We start from the raw sequence: 22,104 nt of genomic DNA, 5'->3' as shown, positions 1-22,104 counted from the left end.
AATGTCTATTATAGCTAGGATTAACGTGACTTTTCGTCAGAGTGTAAGTTTTAAATTTTGCTTCGACTTAAATTAAAATTGAATAGTAATGGGTTTATTAAATAAGATATTTGGAGGTTCTAATGAGCCAAAAGAAAAAAAAATACTGCCTTGGATTCCTTTAAATGATCTTCAGCAAATACAGCATATTATTGAAAAATCTAAGACCAAGCCGCAAGCTATTTTTAAGCACTCTACGCGTTGTGGAATAAGTAGAATGGTTATGAACCAGTTTATAGATTCATATAATCTTACTGAAAACGACTTAGACTTATATTATTTAGATTTACTAAGTTTTCGAGATGTGTCTAATGAAGTTGGAGTTCAGTTTATGGTCATGCATGAATCCCCTCAATTAATTGTCATAAAAAATGAAAGCGTTGTTAATCATGCTTCTCATGGTGCTATTAATAATGTAGATTTAAGTACATATATAAATTAAATCATCACAGCATATCCAAAATAACTCAGTAATAAACCAATAGAGAGTAGTGTTAATCTATTCAAGTTTTTTAGATTTTTAAACGAAATGATAAGTGCAATAGCTATAACTAGCATGCATCCTACAAAATTTAACCATAAAAATGGGAGGTTAATCATTTCATACTCGTTTAATAAGAATAGACCAATCACTATAACTTGTGTAATTAAAGCAGCTATAAATACCGCATTGGCTTTAACCACTTTAAAGAAAAAGGCTAATAAAAAGATGCCAAGCACATTGCCATAGAATATTGAGCCAATAATATTTACAAGTTGAATTAAATTTTCTGCTAGATTAGCAACACAAGCCACACCAATTGCTACAATTCCCCAAGCGAGTGTAAACCATCTAGACACTTTCACCATTTCTGTTTCTGATTTTTCTGGAGTATTTCTTTTGTATAAATCTATAGTTGTGGTACTGGCTAATGCATTTAACTCACTAGATGTGCTTGACATGGCAGCACTTAAAATGACAGCGAGTAGTAGTCCTATTAATCCTCTAGGAAGGTTATTCAAAATAAAATGAATAAAGACATAGTCTTTATCGTTGCTTTCTACTTTAACTTGTTCTGCTTCCGAAGCCTTATCGATTAAGATTTTAGCTTCACTTCTAAGGGTGTTGTAATCTGTATTAGCTACTTTAATTTTGTCTTTAAGGGTTTCACTTTCTGAGCTATTATAAGCATTAATTAATGCTTGTTTCTCTTGAAATATCTCGCTTTGTTTTAGTTGAAGAGCTTTGTATTCTTCAGCATAATCAGACTTTAAGACCAATTCGGTTGCTGTTGGATTAAAATTAACAGGAGCTTGATTAAATTGATAAAACACAAAAACCATCACACCAACTAGTAGAATGAAAAACTGCATTGGCACTTTTAATAACCCATTAAAGATTAAGCCTAATTGCATTTCTTTTAACGATTTTCCAGATAAATAGCGTTGCACCTGACTTTGGTCTGTGCCAAAATAGGAGAGCATTAAGAAGGTGCCACCAATAATTCCAGACCAAAAAGTATAACGATTATTTAAGTCGAACGAGAAATCTAAGACTTCCATTTTTCCACTAGCACCAGCAATATTTAACGCTTTTGAAATGGTAATGTCGGCAGGAAGCTTGTTAATAATTAGTACAAAAGCTATAATCATTCCTGTGAAAATTACAACCATTTGATGCTTTTGTGTCACATTTACAGCACGTGTTCCTCCAGAAACCGTATATATAATAACCATAATACCAATAATGATATTAAGGAGCAGTAGATTCCATCCTAAGACTGCAGATAAAATAATGGCAGGCGCAAAAATGGTAATTCCAGCGGCTAGACCACGTTGAATTAAAAATAAAATAGCAGTTAGTGTTCGTGTTTTTAAATCGAATCTATTTTCTAAAAACTCATAAGCTGTATAGACTTTAAGTCTATGGTATAAAGGAATAAACACCATACAAATGACCACCATAGCAATAGGTAAACCAAAGTAAAATTGGACAAAACCCATGCCGTCATTAAAGGCTTGTCCAGGAGTCGAAAGAAAAGTAATCGCACTGGCTTGAGTTGCCATAACAGACAAACCAATAGTCCACCATTTTGAAGTATTTCCACCTTTTAAATAATCTTTGACATTCTTACTTCCTCTAGTTTGATAAGTGCCATAAGCCACAATTGTAAGTAATGTGCCTATTAGGACACTCCAATCTAGTACACTTAAATTATTCATCATTAAAATGCTTTAGTTATAAAGTAGAATGCGATAATATAGATTGCATTGGCAATTAGTACTAAGGTGTACATGTTATTCCATTTGTAGTTTTTCATATTGTGGTCTAGTTCTTTAAATTGTTTTCGGATTTAATAGTGTCTTTTCCAATGCTTAACATGTTGGCAAATAGTCGGTAAGCACCAGAAACACCTGCAGGAAATTCTCTAAAAAAACTTAATCCTGTATATATATAATACCCTTTGCCATGTTTAGCGACAAGGAGACTTCCTTTTTTTGACGACTCTCCTTTATCATGCATAGATAGAAGAGGTGTAAACTCTTTAGACCATTCATTAGGAAAGTATAAGCCACGTTCTTGCGTCCAGCCTTCAAAATCATTTTCGGTAATTTTATTTGGAAAATTAAGCAACTCATGTTTTGGTTCTAGTATAGATACTTTCGCATTTTCATCGGTGACACGATCTCTAGACAGTTTTAAGGTATAAGGTGCTAAGTTATCGACTTTAAGTCTACGATTGGTATTGTATTGAACAATCATATTTCCACCTTGCGCCACATAATCAAAAAGAATTTGTTGCTTAAATTTTAAGGCTTCAACAGTATTATAAGCACGAATACCAACAACGATAGCATCAAATTTAGCTAAGGTTTCTGGGTTGATATCTTCTGGTTTAATGATGACTACATTATAACCAATTTGCTGTAAACTTTCAGGCACCACGTCACCTGCACCTTCAATATAACCAATGTTTTCACCTCGCTTTTTAATGTCTAAACGGACAATTTTACTTTCACTTGGTAATAAAATTGTTTGAAACGGAATGTGATCATATTCAATTTCTATAAGTTCTTTAGAATAAATTTTATCGCTAACATGAGCCTTTGGAGTTATTAAGCCTTCACTTTGATTTTTAGGAGGAATAGCGGTAAATATTAAAGTCTGTTCTTGACCTTTATGTTGTATGCTGAACTTTTGTTGTTCAGGATAGATGCTCCAATCTTTAGGATGAGCAATATTAACAAAACCTTCTAATTGATCTCGTCCAGCTTTTACAGTGACAGGGATTTCCTTCTGGTTATCATTTTCAAAAATAATGACCTTTTCCGCGATTTTTACAGAAGCTTCAGGAATAATTTCAAAGGGTTTATACACTTCGCCTTTAACAGGATCGTTGGTTTTATATATAATGGGTTTGGTATATGAAATTGAAGTACCTTCAATGTTTAGTCTAAAAGTTACATTTAAATGACGAGGCGTTTCTGGTTTGCCAATTAAACTTTTATCATCAACTTGATACATACCCAAAGTTCCTTTTTTTGTCAGCCAATAAGGTGTTGTTGATAATATAGAACCATTTAGTTCAATAGTTTCTTCAAAATTAAATGAAGTATTTTCTGAAAGCGGTATATTTTTCTGAATCGTTAAATGATTAGGCGTTTTAAGACTAACTAATTCCATGCTTAAGGCACTTCTATTTATAGCTTCAATATTTAATTTAATAGAAGCGTTAGGTGTGGAGTGATTAGTTTCAGCTGCAGCTTCCAAGTACAAACCAGCACAGGCGTAAATAATGTTTTTAAGGTCTTCGGATTTAATTAGTTTCCAATGTGAATCTTCTAAATTTTGAATTAATGAATAGGCCTTAACGAGTTCTGGAATTGAAGATGAAGGATTTTTGAAATCAAAGTTTTTTTCGACTTGATATAAAATGTCGCCAATTTGTTTACCTCCTTTAATTCTGTTCCACGAGGTGTCTATGCCTTCAAATATATTTGACTTGTCTGTTGGCATATTACCTTTTATGAGTTCTATGTATTCCATTTGAGAACCACGCGTTCCTGTGTTTCCAAAACCTTGCGATTTATGCTGACTTCGACTTAACGACGCAATTTCAGTATTACTCAAGCCACTTGATGAATAATATTCGCCAATATCAAAATTCAGGAGTTTGCTTTTATCTGCTTTTTCAAATTTTTCTTGACTGCCATAAAACCACCAAGACGTATTAAAAAATAAACGTTGTGGTTGCCATGTACTCGTTGTTTGAAGCTGAAGAGGATAAGAATTAGCATCGTTTGTAAGGTCGAAAGCTTCAATGCTTAGCATCGCAGAACTTGTGTGATGTCCATGTGTGCTTCCTGGACTTCTATGATCAAAACGATTAATAATAACATCAGGTTTAAATTGTCTGATGGCTAAAACTACATCGCTTAGCACTTCCTCTTTATTCCATATTTCAAGAGTCTCATCTGGATGTTTTGAGTAGCCAAAATCGTTGGCTCTTGTAAAGCGTTGTTCGCCACCATCAATACGTCTAGCTGCAAGTAATTCTTGTGTACGAATAACACCAAGTAATTCTCTAATTTCTGGTCCGATAAGGTTTTGTCCACCATCGCCACGAGTTAAAGATAAATAAGCCGTTCTTGCTTTAACATGATTAGACAAGTAGGATATTAAGCGCGTATTTTCATCATCTGGATGAGCAGCGACATATAAAACAGAACCTAGGAAGTTTAGTTTTTTAATAGATTCATAAATTTCAGAAGCATTAGGTTTTTTGGGTTGTTGAGCGTAAAAAGTATTAGCAGCAAAAAAGAAAACAAGAAAGTAGAGTATAGGTTTCTTCATAGTTATAGTTAGTTTCTAACCAAATATAAAAAAGAAAACCAGCGTAATAACTGGTTTTAATCTTTATTTAACGTAATGGTGTTTATAACCATTTTTTTCTTTTAAAGTATACAAGCATACCTATAAATAATGCAATCATTACTAGCCAAAGAATATGGTAGCTGTACTTGTAATGTAATTCAGGAATATTGTCAAAGTTCATTCCGTAAATTCCAGCTATAAAGGTTAATGGTATAAAAATAGTAGCAATAATTGTAAGAACTTTCATGACTTCATTCATCTTATTACTAATGGTTGTCATATACATGTCCATTAAACTCCAAATCATTTCTCGATAAATGTCGATTGTATCAGAAACTTGCACGACATGATCATAAATATCTCTAAAGAAATGCATGGTTTTTTCTTCGATAAGATCAGTATCACTTTTATCAATTCGGTTTATAATTTCACGAATAGGATATACAGCGCGTCTTATTTTTAAAATTTCACGTTTAAGATCTTGGATTTGATGTGTTAATTCATCTTTAGTTTGACCATTAAAAAGATTGTCTTCTAAATCTTCAATTTTATTGCCCATGGTTTCAGCAATCATAAAGTAATTGTCAACAATAGCATCAATTAAAGCGTATAGTAAGTAATCGGCATCTTCGGTTCGAATTCGTCCTTTAGCAGTTCGAATACGATCTCTTAAGCTATCAAAAACATCACCTTCAGCTTCCTGAAAAGTTAAGACATAATTACTGCCTAAGACAAGACTGACCTGTTCAGAGATTAAGAGTTCATTATCGTCATAATACATCATTTTTAATACGACGAATAAATAGTCATCGTACTCATCAATTTTTGGTCTTTGTGATGTGTTTACAATGTCTTCAAGAATTAAAGGGTGAAGATTATAGTGTTTTCCAACTTTTTCAATTTCAGAAATATTATTAAGGCCATTAAAATTAATCCATGTTTTAGAGTTAGAAGACTTATAAGTAAAAGCTTCTTCAACGGTTTTTAACTCTAATTCTGTGCAAGAATCAGGAGTATAATCGAAAGACTCAATAAAAAGTGGATTGGTTTCTTTACTGCCTGTATAAACTAAAGCACCAGGAATTTGGCCAATATGTTTTTTATATTTAGTAGTTCTAACTTTCTTTTTCCCCATGAACTAAATATACAAATAATTATAATGCGTCACTATCATCATCTATAGCATCTTTTTCAACTAAAGTGACTGCCTTTTGTAAAATAAGATTATTAGGATAGGTGACTAAATCGCCATTATCCATACGTAGATGTAGTTGAAATGCTCTGATGTCTTCAATGATGGCTTCTACTGGGAAGTCTTTATCATGGATTTGAATTTTATCTCCAACTTTATATGGAAAAGAAAAGAACATGATAATTCCAGAAGTGATGTTACTTAGTATAGACCAGATTGCAAATAAAGCGATGCCAATAACAGCAAAAACAGATGAAAACACTAAAGCTAGCTCTTTAAACTCTGCGCCAAAAACAAAGGCTTCAATTAATAATGCGATGAGAACTAAAGTAACTGTCACATATCTGTTTATAAGTTGAATGCGTGCCTCGTTGATGCCAGATTTTCTTCCAATTTTTCTTACCGCAGTTTTTATGATATAACGCAAAATGAATAAAAAGCCAAGAACTATTAATGTGTTAATAAGTTCATTGTGATAGGTGTTTAGAAGATCTTCCATATTTTTTATAAAGTACAAAGGTAATTCAGTTTTTATTCTTAAAAAAACAAAAAGACGTGCTTAGTTTATGAGTTTACAATCTCTAAAAGTGTTTGATATACTAGGTGAATAGGCAAGCCCATAACATTGTAGTAAGAGCCTTCTATTTTGGTGACTCCAACATAGCCAATCCAGTCTTGAATGCCATAAGAACCAGCTTTATCATAGGGTTGAAAATGTTCTAGGTAATAATTAATTTCTTTATCTGTTAATTCTTTAAAGGTTACTTTAGTGACAGCACTCACAGTTTTTTGAGACCTTGTAGTCGTAAAACAAACCGAAGTAATAACTTCGTGAGTTTCGCCACTTAATGTTTTTAAGATTTTAAACGCTTCTGATTGATCTCTTGGTTTTCCTAGTGCTTTTTCATGGTGCCAAACAATAGTATCGCTAGTGACTAAAATATCACGATCTTTTAAGCCCTCTTTAAAAGGAAGAGATTTAAGTTGTGCTAGGTAATCGCTTATTTCGAAATGGCGTAAACGATTTGGATATTCTTCGATAACAGGTTTTAACTGTATTTCAAATTCTAAGCCTAAATCCTTAAAAAACTGTTGACGCCTTGGAGATGCTGAGGCTAAAATTAAATTGTAATTTTTTAGTTTTTCTTTCAGCATTATAAATCAGATTTATTTAGAATATTAATCCTTTTGATTGAAGGTGCTTTGGCATATTTATAGAGTAATATTGTAGAAAACAGAAGGTTTAACCCAAGAAATAAAACACCAAATCCTAGTAATTGTTTTGCGTTGCTATTAAACGTTTTAAACTCAAAAAGTTCTGAAGCCAAAGCTAAAAAAAGGTAAAAATTTATTAATATTAAGATGATGCCTATAGTCATTCCTAAGATTTTATTTTTTGTGATTATCAATAATCCTAAGATAATTAATAGAGTAATAGCGTACCAATTAATAGCGATTGACGTTAAGCTCCAATAATATATTATGGCAATAAATAAATAGGCTTCAGAAATATGTTGTTTTAATGTATTCATTTATTTTAATATTAGAGGATACATTAATAACGATAACATACCAAAAAACATTACATATTTTAAAATTAAGCTAATATGCTTATAGTCTTTTTTAGTTTCAGCATTAAATATTTTGATTGATATATAAATAAGAGGTGCTATGATAAAGGCCAAAAAATAAATAACAACGAGTTCTTGTTTATATAAAAAGGTGAGAATGTAATAAACAACAGCAAAAATTGGAACCAACGAAATTATAAAAACGAGTTGTCTAGCACGTTCTCTTCCAACAGCAATAGGTAAGGTGTTCATTTGAGCATTATAATCCCCATCGATATCTTCTAAATCTTTTACCATTTCACGGATTAAGTTAATTATAAAAGCAAAAAGCGCATAATCAAAAACAATTTTAAAAAAAGTTACTTGCGCTTCTTTATTTGTTGAGGTTATGGCTGGAATTAAATCAAATATACCAACAATAATCAGGCTTAATGCAACAAGAATTGAAATTACAATATTGCCAATTAATGGGGTTTGTTTTAAATAAGATGCATAGATATAAAGTAATGCTGAAATAATTACGAATAAGGCAAAGAACGGACTTTTCCCTACGACATGTGATAGGTAAAAGCCGAGTCCAACACCAATAATATTGAAGGCGAAAAATAGATTGTAGGCGGTTTTTTCTGAAATAGATTTTCCAACAATTACCTTTTCGGGTTTATTGACTAAATCGGTAGTAACATCATATATGTCATTAATAATATTTCCAGCAGCAGCTAAACAAAGTGTAGCTAAAACTAGAAGGAAAAAGCCTAAATCGTTTAAGGTTATAGTGACATCAAATGGTTTAAAAAGGGCATACTTTATAAGTAATTGCATTAAAGCAATCATGACTAAGTTTTTCCATCGAATGAGTTTTAATAGATTCAGCATTTAAGAATAATTAAGATTAATCATACTTTGCGTCAAAACTTCCATTCCATTTTCCTTGTACTTTAAGCACTTGTTCTATAACATCACGAACAGCGCCTTTTCCTCCATTTTTATGAGAGACATACTTAGAAATAGCTTTAATTTCAGGGACAGCATCTTGAGGACAACAAGGTAAGCCTACTAATTTCATTACAGGAAAATCAGGTATATCGTCGCCCATATACAATACATTTTCTGTTTTTAAGTTGTGTTTACTTAGGTAGTCATTGAGCTGGTCTATTTTATTGTGTGCTCCTAAATAGATATCTGTAAGCCCTAAACCTTCTAAACGTTTTCTCACACCTTCATTACTTCCTCCAGAAATAATACACACATGATAGCCTTTATCAACAGAGGTTTTAAGTGCATAGCCATCTTTAATGTTCATGCGTCTCAACATTTCTCCAGAGGTGGTTACGGTAACTGTTCCATCAGTTAGCACACCATCAACATCAAAAATAAATGTGGTAATCTGATTGAGGTATTCTTTATAGCTTTTTTCTTCCATTTAATTGTTTTTATTGGAGTTATTTACTCGTCTTATTAGTGAGCCATGCGTTTTTTGAATTGACTTTGTGAGTAATTCATAAATGGCCTTATGGTGTTGGTCTTCTAGCGCTTTTATATGTTTTTTTAGCGTCTTTTTATCATTTCGCTTTGCTGGACCAGTTTGAGCCATAAATGGGGAAAGGTCATCTAACTTGCGAGCAGTTTCTTTAATAAGCGGTTTTAAAAGGTCGAACTCTGCGCCTTGAGACTCTGTGATTTCGTGCGCTATTCTATAGATTTGATTTGTGAAATTATTCACGAAAACTGCAGCCACATGTAACGCAGCGCGTTGGTCGGAATTAACCTTATGAGGCTGACTTCCAATAGCTTTTGCTAACTTTTTTAAAATAGGACGATCCTCTTTATTATTTAAAGCTTCAATACATAAAGGCACTTGTGAGAAATCAACATCTGCATCTTTGCTAAACGTTTGTAATGGATAAAAAACACCGCGTTTATGTTTTTTATCAATATCATACATACTTACACTTCCTGAGGTGTGAACCACTAATCTATTTTCAAAAGGCAGTTGTGATGAAATGTCTGAAACCGCATCATCGCTCACTGCTAAAATATAGAGATCTGCATCTTGAAGTTTAGTGAGGTCGTCTGTGATATTCACTAAGTTTTTGTATGACTCAAGAGGTTTTAAATTTCGACTATACCACTGATTAACAGAAACTTCAATAGCCTTGTTGAAAGCTTTAAATAAATGAGTTGCGACATTTCCTGCGCCAAGTAATACTACTGAAATCATAATGCTAAAATACTAAGAATTACCAATTATGAATTATGAATTGTTAATTTTTAATTTCACTTTGAAAATAAAGCTTAATTTTGATTTGATGACAAAAAAGGATATAAATACTAGAGCAGATATTTTTTTATTGGTTTCTACTTTTTATGATAAAGTTCGGGCTGATAAAACCATAGGCTATTTTTTTAATGATACCATCGATGATTGGGAAACTCATCTAGATCGCCTAACTAGTTTTTGGGAAACAAGCCTTTTTATGACAAGACGACTCGAAAAAAAATATTACGGGAATCCGCTAGATGCTCATGTGAAAGTAGATAAGAAGTTTAAACATTCTATTGAAAATTTGCATTTTGGGGTTTGGCTCAATTTATGGTTTCAAACTATTGACGAACTTTTTGTTGGTGATATAGCAGAAAATGCCAAACGTAGAGCTCGTAAAATGGGAACTTTTATGTATATGAAAATCTACGAAGCTAGACAAAACAAGTAAATCTTAATACACTTCATTTTTTAACACAATATTTGATTTGTTTTCATATTTAAACAAACAAAAATCCTTAAATTTGCACGACCTAAAAAAGGCTTATTATTATGTTAGATAAACTTGCCAAAATTCTTTTCTCTACTCGACTAACAGCAATCTTATTTATTTTATTCGCAACAGCTATGGCTGTTGGTACCTTTATGGATGCTGGAATGGATACATCACCAACACCTTACACCAGAAATTTAATTTATAATACCTTATGGTTTGAAGCTATAATGGGCTTTTTTGTAATTAATTTTGTGGGAAATATTTTTAGATTCCGATTGTATAAAAAAGAAAAGTGGGCAACCTTAGTACTACATTTAGCCTTCATTTTTATTCTTTTAGGCGCATTTATTACGCGATATGCTAGTTTTGAAGGTATGATGGCCATTCGTGAAGGTGCCACTGAAAATAAATTCTTATCACAAAAAACATACATCACGGCATACATTGATGGCGATTATAAAATTGATGGTGTGCCTCAGCGTTTGCCTTTAGAACACGAAGTGGATTTTTCAAGACGTTTAAACAACTCTTATAAAGTAAATACGAAATACCACGAGCAACCTGTTACCATAGAGCTAGAACGATTTGTTGCTGGAGCAGAAGAAGATATTGTTCCTGATGAAACAGGAGAAGAGTACCTCAAAATTGTTGAAGCAGGTGGTTCTGGACCTCATAACCATTTTTTGAAATCTGGTCAAGTTCAAAGTATTCATAATGTATTAATTGCTTTAGATAAGCCTACAGATGGCGCTATCAATATTACTAGAGATGGTCATATGCTTAATATAGAATCGCCTTTTGAAGGTGAATATATGACGATGGCTACTGGTAGCACAGGAAAATTAGTTAAAGATAGTATTCAACAACTTCACTTGCGCTCGCGTTATGTAATTGGTAATATGCAAATGGTATTTCCTAAGCCTGTCGTTAGAGGACATTTTGATATTGTACAAAAGCCACAAATCCTTAAAGGTGATGAAGATGGTATCGTTTTAAAAGTCACTACTAATGGTGAAACTGAAACTGTAGGATTGTTAGGCGGTCAATATAAAAACAATGCTTTTAAACAAATTAAAGTAGGAGGGCTAGATTTTGCTTTTCGCTATGGTGCAAAAGTACTAGAATTACCTTTTGAAATAAAATTGAATGATTTTATTGCAGAGCGTTATCCAGGCACCGAAAAAAGTTATTCATCTTATGCGAGTGAAGTTACGGTTATGGATAAAACGGCTGAAGATTTTGATTATAGAATTTTTATGAATAACATTCTAGATTATAAAGGGTATAAATTCTTTCAGTCTAATTTTGATCTTGATGAAAAAGGAACGATTCTTTCTGTAAATCATGATTTTTGGGGTACTTGGATTACTTATTTTGGATATTTTATGTTGTTCTTCGGAATGATTGCTGTCCTCTTTTCTAAAGGAGCTCGATTTGAAGATTTACGCCGACACTTGAAGAAAATAAAAGCCAAGAAGGCACAACTTACAACACTAATATTCTTGTGTTTTGGATTGCAAATGTTTTCTCAAGAAGAACAACATCAACAACCTACGCCAGAACAGATCGACTCTATTTTACTGGCAAATGCTACACCAAAAGAACACGCAGATAAGTTTGGGCGATTGGTTATTCAAGATTTAAGTGGTAGAATGATGCCAATGAATACCTATGCTTCAGAGCTTGTTAGAAAAATACATCACAAAGACACCTATGCAGGCCTGAGTCCAAACCAAATATTACTATCAATAAGTGAAAGCCCTTTGTTATGGTATAATGTGCCTATTATTTATTTAACACCTCAGAAGACAGATTCACTTAAAACGATTTTAGGAATACCAAAAACAGCCAAGTATGCAACCGTTGTCGATTTTTTCGACAAGAACTTATCATATAAACTGAGTCCATATTTAGAAGATGCCTATAAGACTAAATCGCCCAATGGTTACCAAAAAGAGCTTAAGTTAGCAGATCAGCGTGTAAATGTTTTATCTAATGCGATTGAAGGTTTAACCCTAAAAATATTCCCTGTTCCAGACGATTATAATAATAAGTGGATTTCTCCTTTAGAGTATCGAAAAGATAATTATAAGACCAAGATTTCCGATTCGCTTTATGGTAACTTTATTAACTCAGGATTTTCAGCGTATTTATTTACGCTCGATAAAGCAAAGCAAACTGGAGATTTCTCTGAAGCTGAAAAATTGCTTGAATCTTTTAAAAAGACTCAAGATAAGTATGGTAGTGCAGTAATGCTTTCCGAAACTAAAATTGATGCAGAGATTAAATATAATAAGTATAATATCTTTAAAAAGCTTTATAGATATTATCTGCTTGCAGGCTTTTTAATGTTTGTATTTCTAATAATGCAAATACTAAATAGTAAAAGAAGTTGGATTAATCTCGCTGTTACTATTTGTAAATGGTTAATAGTTGTATTATTTATTGCTCATACTATTGGACTTATAGTGCGTTGGTATATTTCTGGTCATGCACCTTGGAGTGATACCTATGAAACCATGTTATATGTCGCTTGGTCATCTATGTTATTTGGATTAATTTTCGGAAGAAAAAGTGATTTAACAATTGCTTCAACAGCTTTTGTTGCATCTATTATATTATTTTTTGCGCACCAAAACTGGCTAGATCCAGCGATTGCTAATTTACAACCTGTTTTAAATAGTTATTGGTTGATGATTCACGTTTCAATTATTGTAGCGAGTTATGGTCCATTTACATTAGGTATGATCTTAGGTGTAGTTTCGCTAATTTTAATGATATTCACCACTGAAGAGAATAAGCAAAAAATGTTGCTTAATGTTAAAGAGATTACCATTATTAATGAGATGGCTTTAACGGTTGGATTAGTGATGCTAACTATTGGAAACTTTCTAGGTGGTATGTGGGCTAATGAAAGTTGGGGACGTTATTGGGGCTGGGATCCTAAAGAAACTTGGGCTTTAATAAGTATTATGATTTATGCATTCGTTATTCACATGCGATTAGTACCAGGATTACGAGGACGCTTCGGATTTAACCTCATGTCAATAATTGCTTTTGCAAGTATTATGATGACCTATTTTGGGGTGAATTTTTATCTGGCTGGCTTACATTCTTACGCTAGTGGAGATCAGATTATGAGTGTTCAAATAATTGGAATATCTTGTGCTATAGTTGCGATTTTAGGATTCTTTGGTTATCGCAAATACATTAAATATTATAAGAAATAGTAGAAGCGTATAATTACGCTTCTACGTTTTTATTTATTTGATTTTCTTAGTTTGCATTGGCGACTATCATTGGATAGTATGGCGTACCATTCATGTAATATTTTGTTGTTGTAGGAACTTGACTGCCATCAATTTGAGTAAGGTTAACATTGATCGTCTCAGATGGTAATATTTTAACATTTATTGAACCATCTTCATTCGTTGGAATAGTGACATTGTTGTTAAGTTCACTTATAGAATTAGCATGTGCTTCAGGAATAATACTTACATCTTTTAATGTAGCGAATGTTAAATTAATCGCAATGATAGTTAATACGATTTTTAAATAAATATCAGATTTCATAATTTTTGTTTTATGGTTATAGGTCTGAGCGAATCACTTTAAATTCACCATTAGTTATTTCTATATAATTATCGTTAGAATTATAGAACCTCCCTGAAAAAGTCCCTTTCATATATGTTGTAGTCACTTCAGAAAAAAGAATTTTTGCGTTAGCAACAGCAGCTGGATATAAGTTCGTTAAATCATCTTCATTAAAAGTCCCAAAGGAAGTACCTCCAGTATCTAAATAAGTGAATAATAAAACCTCAGGTTGGGTTGTAGTTGCCGACATATAATTTGAATAGGTCGTATTTATTTGAATTTCACTTGGGTTTCTAATGGATAATAGAAGACTTTCGTCATTCCCAATTTCATGCCTACCTGCGGCAATTGATGCAATATTGTTTCCGGAGTCAATGAGGTTAAAATTCCCATAAGCATTATCAATATGGTTGTCTCCATTAAATAAAAATTCAATAAGAGTTCCATTGACTTCGTAGCGTATATAATAATCGATGTCGCCAGATGATCCTCCATCACCATTGTCTGAAGAACAGCTGTTTAAAGTTGTGAATAATAAAAGTAATAAAGCGGCGTACTTAAAGGCATGTTTAGTTTTCATGATTATAAGGTGTTGATTAATAGCTTAATAAAAATAATTTATTTTTTTTAAAATTCCTACTTTAATTTTTGCTAGATGTTTTTTATTGAAACCAATATATTTGTGCTCTAATAAATAGATGATATGAAATTATTTCAAGAGTTTAAAGAGTTTGCTGTAAAAGGGAATATGATGGATATGGCTATAGGTATAATTATTGGAGCTTCTTTCAATAAAGTGATAGATGTTTTAGTGAAAAAAGTAATGATGCCTCCTTTGTCATTAATGACAGATGGATTAAATTTTCAAGACAAAAGGTATATACTTAGGGAAGCAGTAGTTAATACAGAAGGAATTCATACAACCCAAGAAGTGGCTATAGAATATGGTACTTTGTTTGAAGTTACTTTAGATTTTCTTATTGTTGGTTTAACGGTATTCATTGTTGTTAAAGCAATGAATCGTTTACGTAATAAAGCTCAAGATACAAATGACACCACAGTAACTACACCAAAAGATATTGAGCTTTTAACAAAGCTCACAGACCTAATGGAAGAACAAAATAAATTATTAAATAAAACTAAAAGTTAAGACAATTTAATAGGCTCTTTGTCCAAATTTAAATCATCTAGCATGTCTTGCGTGAATTTATAATGACCACGACGTGTAATAACCTTAAATCGGTCATCACGCATTCTAGTAAGTACGTCTAAAAATCGCCATTTTGACTTTAGAAGTGTTGGTTCTTCGCTTTTTAAACCAATTTCAAAATAGTGCTTTCTACCAGCTTTTTCAGCAATAATATCTGGTGTGATTGTAATGTCACTTCCTTTTTTAAGATATGACTTTGGTGTCACGTATCCTTCAACATCAGCTTGAATATTATCAAAGCCTTTGTTCTCTAAATACGTTATACTTTCCTTTAAAAATTCGAAATTTTCTTTTTTATCTGCAGTTATCATAACCCGAAAGATACAAAAAATATTTTAAAATCAAAGCTAATTATTTGTCAAAGAGCAAGTTATAGTTTAGGTTTTTTGCACTAACAGTCTTCAATACAGAGGTTTACTTATTTGCTTTTTTTATAACGAGCACTTTTGTATCTTCATAAAATGAAATATTTACCACATATTATTGTCTGTTTGCTAGTCATGAACTGCAATTCAAAGCCAAAAAATGAAAAGACTAATGCTATTGAAACGAAAGAACAACCTGAACAACTTATGAAAAAACTAACAATACATCAATTTCAAGTGATTGACCTTTATGGGAAGACTTTTGATTTCTCGAATTTAAAAGGAAAAAAAATTATGGTTGTTAATACTGCTAGCGAATGTGGTCTAACGCCTCAATATAAAAACTTACAAGAATTATACGATAATTATAAAGACGAAGATTTTACAATTGTAGGCTTTCCAGCTAATAATTTTGGTGCTCAAGAGCCAGGAAGCAATACTGATATTGCAGAGTTTTGCACGAAGAATTATGGTGTAACTTTTCCTATGATGTCTAAGGTTTCTGTTAAAGGTAATGACATGCATGAAGTCTATCAGTTCTTAACTCAACAAGAAAAAAATGGGTTGGAAGACAACGAAGTAACTTGGAATTTTCAAAAGTATCTTTTAGATGAAAACGGACATTTGGTTCGTGTAGTTCAGCCTAAAGTATTACCTATTGATGAAAGTATTATTAATTGGATAGAAGGGAAGTAATCGTTCTATAACTGTAAGAATTAAAACGCACCAACTTCTAGTACTTCGCCTGCTTCTAAATTTAATTTAATATCTCCTATACGTACACGAACTAACCTTAAAGTTGGAAAACCAACAGCTGCTGTCATTTTACGAACTTGTCTGTATTTGCCTTCTGTAAGTGTAATAGAAATCCATGATAATGGTCCATGACGAGCGTCGCGAACTTTTCGCTTTGCAAGAGGCAAATGCTCAACAGATTCAATTAATTGAGCATTGCAAGGTTTCGTCCTGTATGTCGTACCATTAATTCCAATATCCACACCTGTCTGTAATTGTTGCAGAGCTTCAGAAGTCATTATTCCATCAACTTGGGCATAATATTCTTTTTCAATTTTAGAGCTTCTAATATATTCGCTAACTTTTCCATCAGTCGTTAAAAATAAAAGCCCTTCCGAGTTTTCATCTAATCGACCAATTGCCATCGTGCCTTCTGGAAAATTATAAAGTGCTCCAAGAAGGTTTTTATTTTTTCGTTTGTTCTGGTTATTAATCAGCTGACTTAAATAATTATAAGGTTTATGAAGAATGAAATGTTGATGAGAATTGAGCGTCATAATGTAATAATATACAAGATATTCATTAAAAAAAAATAATTGCAAAGCTTAAAATAAAAACTCACCTTTGCTTTATGATTGCTTAAACAAACAGTTCGGCTTGTCGGAATTCTTTTCGACCTTTTTTATGTTAGGTACTTATTTGCCTAGCTATGTCTTATTTTTTATTTACAAAACTATGCAATCAAATACAATCTCATTCAAACAATTACTTAAACATTTTAAAACTGCAGTTAGCGGTAAAGACTTAGATTTTACTACAGGAAGTATTCGTAAAGCTGTTTTCATGTTGTCTATTCCTATGATTCTGGAAATGCTTATGGAATCAATTTTCGCACTAGTCGATATTATCTATGTTTCTCAAGTTAGTGTTAATGCTGTTGCTACCATTGGTTTAACAGAATCTGTAGTCACTTTAGTTTATGCCATTGCTATTGGCTTATGTATGGCAGCAACTGCTGTTGTGGCCAGACGTGTTGGCGAAAAGGATTTAAAAGGCGCAAGTCAAGCAGCTGTACAAGTTATTTTTCTTGGTGTTTCTGTGTCTGTAATTATTTCTATTCTTGGAATTATTTATCCAAAAGAACTGTTAGGTCTTATGGGAGCAGAACCAGATTTAATAGCTGAAGGTTATGGATATACTCAGGTTTTACTTGGAGGAAACATCACTATTATGCTTCTCTTTTTAATCAATGCTATTTTTCGTGGTGCTGGAAATGCCTCTATTGCCATGTGGACACTCATTTTATCAAATGGCCTCAATATTATCCTTGACCCTATGTTTATTTTTGGTTTCGGACCTATTCCTGCATATGGTGTAGAAGGTGCTGCTATTGCGACAACGATAGGACGTGGAACCGCAGTACTTTTTCAATTGGCCATTTTGTTTTTTGGATATAGTAAGATAAAAATCACAGTAAAAGATTTAGTGCTTCGCGTTAGTGTAATGTTTAATTTGATTAAAGTGTCTTTAGGTGGTATTGGGCAGTTTTTAATTGGAACATCAAGTTGGGTGTTTTTAATGCGGATTATGTCTGAGTTTGGTAGTGAAGTATTAGCAGGTTACACGATTGCAATTCGTGTGATGATGTTTACCTTGCTTCCTGCTTGGGGAATGAGTAATGCTGCAGCAACTTTAGTCGGACAAAATTTAGGTGCAAAAAATCCAGATCGTGCTGAAGCTTCGGTTTGGAAAACAGGAAAATATGCTGCTATTTTTATGGGCATTGTGTCTGTTGTTTATTTACTTTTTGCCACACAAATTTTAACTCTATTCACTAACGAAACAGAAGTTATTAAAAACGGAGCTTTGTGTTTACGAGTCTTAGCAGCTGGCTACATTTTCTACGCTTATGGTATGGTCGTTATTAACTCTTTTAATGGTGCTGGTGATACAAAAACACCAACATATATTAATTTTGTCTGCTTTTGGCTCATTCAATTGCCTTTTGCTTATGTGATGGCAATTACTTTAGATTTTGGACCAGTTGGTGTTTTTACAGCCATAACCTTAGCAGAAGTCTTAATTGCTGTGGTTGGAATTATTTGGTTTAAAAAAGGAAAGTGGAAATTAGTAGAAGTTTAGTTTTAATGACTCTTAATGATGCCAAAACCTAAAGGACAAAAAAATACAAAGAATAAAGCCAAGCATTCAAAATTGATGGCACAAAAAGCGAATAAGAAAAAAGCAGAGGCTACTTTACGTAAAAACCGATTGAAAGAAATAATCAAGCGTTCTAGAAATACAAATGATTAGTTTTGCTAACAAAATTCTTTTAATCGATTTAAATTAGTCATAATTAATTCGGTCTCTTATCGTGCCATCTTGCCTATGAATAATCACATCGGCATTATGTTTTTTGGCTATGCTTTTGGCTTTTCTAATGGCTGTGTCTTGACGTTTGTGTTTAGATGTAATACGTTTGTTGCCTTCGCGACGTACAGCCCAACCGTAATCGTGTGGTACCACGTGTTGATGCCAAGTTCTCTTTTTGCTTCGTGAGCTTTCAAAAAAAGCTTCAAAGAGCTCAATTAAGACTTTAATCCAAGATTTTGATGTGCTATTTTTCGACATGCTGTAATGAGATAATAGTCGAAGATAGTATTTTTTTGAAACACTTATATTGATAACATTTTTCCATAACTTTATATCATATAAAATCATGTCATTTATGAAAAAGTCAAATTTAGGTGTTAATACGATTTGTACTCATATTGGTGAAATTCCAGATGAACAATTTAAAGGTGCAGTATCACCTATATATTTATCTTCATCTTATGAGTTTATGGATGTAGATGTGAAACGTTATCCACGTTATTTTAATACGCCAAATCAGGACTATTTAGCTAAAAAAATTGCAGCCTTAGAACATGCTGAAGCTGCACAAATTTTTGGTTCTGGAATGGCAGCTATTAGTACTGTTATGCTTGCTTTTTTAAAGTCAGGCGATCATGTAGTTGTACAAAACGATATTTATGGTGGCACTCGAAACTTAATTGAAAAACATTTTAAGGATTATAATATCGAATATAGTTTTACCAAAGATCTGGAGCTCGGTTCTTTTAAGGCTTGCATTCAAGCCAATACTAAACTTATTTATATTGAAACGCCTTCTAATCCGTTATTGAAATTAGTCGATATTGAAGCTGTTGCAACTCTAGCCAAATCGAAGGAGATTACTTCTGTTATTGATAATACTTTTGCAACTCCAATTATTCAAAAGCCAATTGATTTTGGTATTGATATTGTCCTGCATTCTGCGACCAAATACTTTGGAGGACATTCAGATATTTGTGCAGGTGCTGTAGCAACGAGTCAAGCACATATCAATACGATTTGGCAAACTAGTATTGCTTTAGGTGGTAGTTTAAGCGATTTTACCGTTTGGATGTTAGAACGTAGTATGAAAACATTGGCTATTCGAGTTAAAGCTCAGCAACGTAATGCTAAAAAGTTAGCTCGTTTTTTAGATCAGCATGAAGCTGTTGCTAAAGTGTATTATCCTGGTTTAAAAAGTCACCCTAATCACGCGATTGCTAAAAAACAAATGAAGGGTTATGGTGCGATGTTGTCTTTTGAATTGAAAGATTATATTAATGCTTCTGCCTTTTTAAAAGCGTTAAAATTAATTAAACCTTCAATGAGTTTAGCAGGTATCGAAAGCACCATGCTTTTACCTGCAAAAACTTCGCATGCTTTATTAACTCCAGAATCTAGGAAAGCGCAAGGCATATCTGATGGATTAATTCGGTTTTCGGTTGGGATTGAATCTAAAAAAGATTTGATTAAAGATATAGAGCACGCTATAAGTTGTACCTTGAACCCTGAACTGATGAAAACTAATGCATAAAAATAATAAACACAAAAAAGGCTATAATTTTAAAGAATTAATTCAAATACATCCTGCTTTAGAACCTTTTGTTTTTGAGAATCCTCATGGTAGTACTACAGTCAATTTTGCAGACCCACAAGCGGTTAAAGCATTAAATATAGCGTTACTTAAGGCATATTATAATATTGAATATTGGACTTTTCCTGACGCTCATTTATGCCCACCAATTCCAGGACGCGTAGATTATATACATCATTTAAATCAATTGCTCAAACCTTACACACTAAAAACGCCTATACACGTATTAGATGTTGGTGTAGGAGCGACTTGTATTTATCCTTTGTTGGGACATTCGGTTTACCAATGGCATTTTGTAGGAACTGATATTGATCCTAAAGCGATGAGTTATGCACAAACCATTATTGATAAGAATGGTTTTTCTGAGTCTATTGAATTGCGCTTGCAAGCTGAAAAATCTCAGATACTTAAAGGCGTTATAAAGTCTTCTGATGCTTTCGTTTTAAGTCTGTGTAATCCGCCTTTTTATAGAAGCGAGCAAGAAGCTTTAGAAGCAACGCAACGTAAAATGAAAGGATTAGGTAACGCAGCTCCAATTAGAAACTTTAGTGGAACAGCTAATGAACTTTGGTATGAAGGTGGTGAAAAAGCGTTTTTGCATAATTATTTATATGAGAGCTCATTATATAAAACCCAGTGTTTTTGGTTTACTAGCTTAGTTTCTAAAAAAGACTTAGTTAAGTCTATGCAAAAATCATTTCAGAAATTAGGAGCGACACAAGTTAAAATCATTCCTATGCAATTAGGAAATAAAGTGAGTCGTATTGTGGCGTGGACTTTTTTAACTGAAGCTGAGCAAAATGATTTTATAGTTGTAAATTCGTAATTCATAATTGATTAAAGATGAAACTAGATATATTAGCTTTTGGAGCACATCCTGATGATGTTGAATTAGGCTGTGGAGGCACTATTGCCAAAGAAATTGCCAACGGGAAAACAGTAGGTATCATAGATTTAACACGAGGCGAATTAGGCACTCGTGGCACTGCTGAAACTAGAAAACAAGAGGCTAGGCAAGCGGCAAAAATACTAGGCGTTTCTGTGCGAGAAAACTTAGGTTTTGCAGATGGTTTTTTTGTAAATAACAGACAGCATCAATTAGATATTATAAAAGTGATTAGAAAGTACCAGCCAGAAATTGTGTTGTGTAATGCTATTGACGACAGACATATTGATCATGGAAAAGGAAGTCAGTTAGTCAGCGACGCCTGTTTTTTAAGTGGTTTAATTAAAATAGAAACAGAAGTCGAAGGGCAATCACAAGATTTATGGCGACCTAAGCAGGTGTATCATTATATACAATGGAAAAACATTGAACCCGATTTCGTGGTTGATATATCAGGATTTGCGAATCAAAAAATGGATGCGGTTTTGGCTTATAAAACTCAATTTTATGATGCCAATAGTAAAGCACCAGAGACACCAATTTCAAGTCAGAATTTTACAGATAGTGTGTTGTATAGAGCAAGAGATTTAGGCAGATTGGTAGGCCTAAGTCATGCCGAAGGCTTTACGACAGAACGATATGCAGCTGTAGAAAGTTTGTTTGATTTGAAGTAATAATATTTAAAAAAAATCTTTGCAGTATATCCTAAAAGATTTACATTTGCATTCGCATTACAAATGTATGCTACATGGTGGTTGTAGCTCAGCTGGTTAGAGCGTCGGTTTGTGGTACCGAAAGTCGCCGGTTCGAACCCGGTCTTCCACCCAAAAGTAAAAAGCCTCTTAGTTTTAAGAGGCTTTTTTTGTGCCATAAGATGAGCATAAATAAAAACCGCTTCAAGTTATTCTTGAAGCGGTTTTGCGTGAGTGAT

Annotated in this window: 23 protein-coding genes and 1 tRNA gene; 10 read left to right on the top strand and 14 right to left on the bottom strand. The window is 32.9% G+C overall.

Features of this window, described 5'->3' with window-relative positions:
- Positions 1-88 precede the first annotated feature (88 nt).
- Positions 89-481, top strand: coding sequence for a bacillithiol system redox-active protein YtxJ (gene ytxJ, locus ACFS5M_RS09240; protein ID WP_183488115.1), 393 nt, complete (start codon positions 89-91; stop codon positions 479-481).
- Here the strand turns inward: ytxJ and ACFS5M_RS09235 are convergent.
- The 9 genes from ACFS5M_RS09235 to ACFS5M_RS09195 form a co-directional block, all read right to left on the bottom strand.
- Entirely contained in the window at positions 478-2,241 is a 1,764-nt protein-coding gene (locus ACFS5M_RS09235; protein ID WP_183488285.1) for a sodium:solute symporter, read from the bottom strand. The genes ytxJ and ACFS5M_RS09235 overlap by 4 nt on opposite strands.
- Before the next feature lie 106 nt (positions 2,242-2,347).
- Positions 2,348-4,873 carry a PIG-L family deacetylase gene (locus ACFS5M_RS09230; protein WP_183488114.1) on the bottom strand — a complete coding sequence of 842 codons (2,526 nt, stop codon included), beginning with the start codon at positions 4,871-4,873 and terminating at the stop codon, positions 2,348-2,350.
- An 82-nt stretch (positions 4,874-4,955) separates the two neighbouring features.
- Positions 4,956-6,029, bottom strand: a complete 1,074-nt coding sequence (corA, locus tag ACFS5M_RS09225; protein ID WP_183488113.1) for a magnesium/cobalt transporter CorA — start codon at positions 6,027-6,029, stop codon at positions 4,956-4,958.
- A 19-nt stretch (positions 6,030-6,048) separates the two neighbouring features.
- A complete protein-coding gene (locus ACFS5M_RS09220; protein ID WP_183488112.1) occupies positions 6,049-6,585 on the bottom strand; it encodes a mechanosensitive ion channel domain-containing protein in 537 nt (178 codons plus the stop codon).
- A gap of 65 nt (positions 6,586-6,650) precedes the next feature.
- Positions 6,651-7,241 (bottom strand): Maf-like protein, encoded by a 591-nt coding sequence (locus tag ACFS5M_RS09215; RefSeq protein ID WP_183488111.1) that lies wholly within the window; start codon positions 7,239-7,241, stop codon positions 6,651-6,653.
- Positions 7,241-7,618 (bottom strand): hypothetical protein, encoded by a 378-nt coding sequence (locus ACFS5M_RS09210; RefSeq protein WP_183488110.1) that lies wholly within the window; start codon positions 7,616-7,618, stop codon positions 7,241-7,243. The genes ACFS5M_RS09215 and ACFS5M_RS09210 overlap by 1 nt, the downstream gene beginning before the upstream one ends.
- The gene (locus tag ACFS5M_RS09205; protein WP_183488108.1) at positions 7,619-8,533 is read right to left on the bottom strand and encodes a geranylgeranylglycerol-phosphate geranylgeranyltransferase; all 915 of its coding nucleotides are present in this window, start codon (positions 8,531-8,533) and stop codon (positions 7,619-7,621) included.
- 16 nt (positions 8,534-8,549) lie between these two features.
- The gene (locus ACFS5M_RS09200) at positions 8,550-9,080 is read right to left on the bottom strand and encodes a KdsC family phosphatase (protein ID WP_183488106.1); all 531 of its coding nucleotides are present in this window, start codon (positions 9,078-9,080) and stop codon (positions 8,550-8,552) included.
- On the bottom strand, positions 9,081-9,878 hold the full coding sequence (locus ACFS5M_RS09195) for a Rossmann-like and DUF2520 domain-containing protein (protein WP_183488104.1): 798 nt from the start codon (positions 9,876-9,878) through the stop codon (positions 9,081-9,083). It abuts the gene before it with no gap.
- Positions 9,879-9,966: 88 nt separating this feature from the next.
- Between ACFS5M_RS09195 and ACFS5M_RS09190 the strand changes: the two genes are divergently transcribed.
- Both ACFS5M_RS09190 and ccsA read left to right on the top strand, forming a co-directional pair.
- Positions 9,967-10,371 carry a group III truncated hemoglobin gene (locus ACFS5M_RS09190; RefSeq protein ID WP_183488102.1) on the top strand — a complete coding sequence of 135 codons (405 nt, stop codon included), beginning with the start codon at positions 9,967-9,969 and terminating at the stop codon, positions 10,369-10,371.
- A 101-nt stretch (positions 10,372-10,472) separates the two neighbouring features.
- Positions 10,473-13,646 carry a cytochrome c biogenesis protein gene (gene ccsA, locus ACFS5M_RS09185; protein WP_183488099.1) on the top strand — a complete coding sequence of 1,058 codons (3,174 nt, stop codon included), beginning with the start codon at positions 10,473-10,475 and terminating at the stop codon, positions 13,644-13,646.
- A 46-nt stretch (positions 13,647-13,692) separates the two neighbouring features.
- Here the strand turns inward: ccsA and ACFS5M_RS09180 are convergent, their stop codons facing one another.
- A complete protein-coding gene (locus tag ACFS5M_RS09180) occupies positions 13,693-13,989 on the bottom strand; it encodes a hypothetical protein (protein ID WP_183488091.1) in 297 nt (98 codons plus the stop codon).
- A gap of 16 nt (positions 13,990-14,005) precedes the next feature.
- Entirely contained in the window at positions 14,006-14,590 is a 585-nt protein-coding gene (locus ACFS5M_RS09175) for a hypothetical protein (RefSeq protein WP_183488089.1), read from the bottom strand.
- 123 nt (positions 14,591-14,713) lie between these two features.
- On the opposite strand from ACFS5M_RS09175, the gene mscL reads away from it, so the two are divergent.
- Entirely contained in the window at positions 14,714-15,160 is a 447-nt protein-coding gene (gene mscL / locus ACFS5M_RS09170) for a large conductance mechanosensitive channel protein MscL (RefSeq protein WP_183488087.1), read from the top strand.
- Here the strand turns inward: mscL and ACFS5M_RS09165 are convergent.
- Complete coding sequence (locus ACFS5M_RS09165) at positions 15,157-15,531, bottom strand: hypothetical protein (RefSeq protein WP_183488085.1); 375 nt, start codon at positions 15,529-15,531, stop codon at positions 15,157-15,159. The two genes, mscL and ACFS5M_RS09165, sit on opposite strands and share 4 nt — an antisense overlap.
- A 150-nt stretch (positions 15,532-15,681) precedes the next feature.
- Here ACFS5M_RS09165 and ACFS5M_RS09160 point away from each other — a divergent pair, with 150 nt between their 5' ends.
- On the top strand, positions 15,682-16,281 hold the full coding sequence (locus ACFS5M_RS09160; protein WP_183488083.1) for a glutathione peroxidase: 600 nt from the start codon (positions 15,682-15,684) through the stop codon (positions 16,279-16,281).
- 20 nt (positions 16,282-16,301) lie between these two features.
- Here the strand turns inward: ACFS5M_RS09160 and ACFS5M_RS09155 are convergent, their stop codons facing one another.
- Positions 16,302-16,877, bottom strand: a complete 576-nt coding sequence (locus ACFS5M_RS09155) for a pseudouridine synthase (protein ID WP_183488080.1) — start codon at positions 16,875-16,877, stop codon at positions 16,302-16,304.
- A 178-nt stretch (positions 16,878-17,055) separates the two neighbouring features.
- On the opposite strand from ACFS5M_RS09155, the gene ACFS5M_RS09150 reads away from it, so the two are divergent.
- Positions 17,056-18,462: an MATE family efflux transporter gene (locus ACFS5M_RS09150; RefSeq protein WP_183488078.1), complete on the top strand. Its 1,407-nt coding sequence runs from the start codon at positions 17,056-17,058 to the stop codon at positions 18,460-18,462.
- 204 nt (positions 18,463-18,666) lie between these two features.
- On the opposite strand, the gene ACFS5M_RS09145 is transcribed toward ACFS5M_RS09150, so the two are convergent.
- The gene (locus tag ACFS5M_RS09145) at positions 18,667-18,951 is read right to left on the bottom strand and encodes a DUF2188 domain-containing protein (protein ID WP_183488076.1); all 285 of its coding nucleotides are present in this window, start codon (positions 18,949-18,951) and stop codon (positions 18,667-18,669) included.
- 97 nt (positions 18,952-19,048) lie between these two features.
- Here ACFS5M_RS09145 and ACFS5M_RS09140 point away from each other — a divergent pair, with 97 nt between their 5' ends.
- The 4 genes from ACFS5M_RS09140 to ACFS5M_RS09125 all read left to right on the top strand — a co-directional run bounded on the left by ACFS5M_RS09140 (position 19,049) and on the right by ACFS5M_RS09125 (position 21,999).
- The gene (locus ACFS5M_RS09140) at positions 19,049-20,227 is read left to right on the top strand and encodes a trans-sulfuration enzyme family protein (RefSeq protein WP_183488074.1); all 1,179 of its coding nucleotides are present in this window, start codon (positions 19,049-19,051) and stop codon (positions 20,225-20,227) included.
- Positions 20,220-21,113 (top strand): 23S rRNA (adenine(1618)-N(6))-methyltransferase RlmF, encoded by an 894-nt coding sequence (gene rlmF / locus ACFS5M_RS09135; protein WP_183488072.1) that lies wholly within the window; start codon positions 20,220-20,222, stop codon positions 21,111-21,113. Before ACFS5M_RS09140 ends, rlmF begins: the two co-directional genes overlap by 8 nt.
- A gap of 17 nt (positions 21,114-21,130) precedes the next feature.
- Positions 21,131-21,847 (top strand): bacillithiol biosynthesis deacetylase BshB1, encoded by a 717-nt coding sequence (gene bshB1 / locus ACFS5M_RS09130; protein ID WP_183488070.1) that lies wholly within the window; start codon positions 21,131-21,133, stop codon positions 21,845-21,847.
- A gap of 76 nt (positions 21,848-21,923) precedes the next feature.
- Positions 21,924-21,999 (top strand) — tRNA-His (locus tag ACFS5M_RS09125).
- Positions 22,000-22,104 lie beyond the last annotated feature (105 nt).

The organism is Lacinutrix iliipiscaria (genome assembly GCF_042686125.1).
GTDB classification, from domain to species: Bacteria; Bacteroidota; Bacteroidia; order Flavobacteriales; family Flavobacteriaceae; genus Oceanihabitans; species Oceanihabitans iliipiscarium.
Note: the sequence above shows the minus strand (reverse complement) of the source record. Positions and strands in the feature narration are given on the sequence as shown.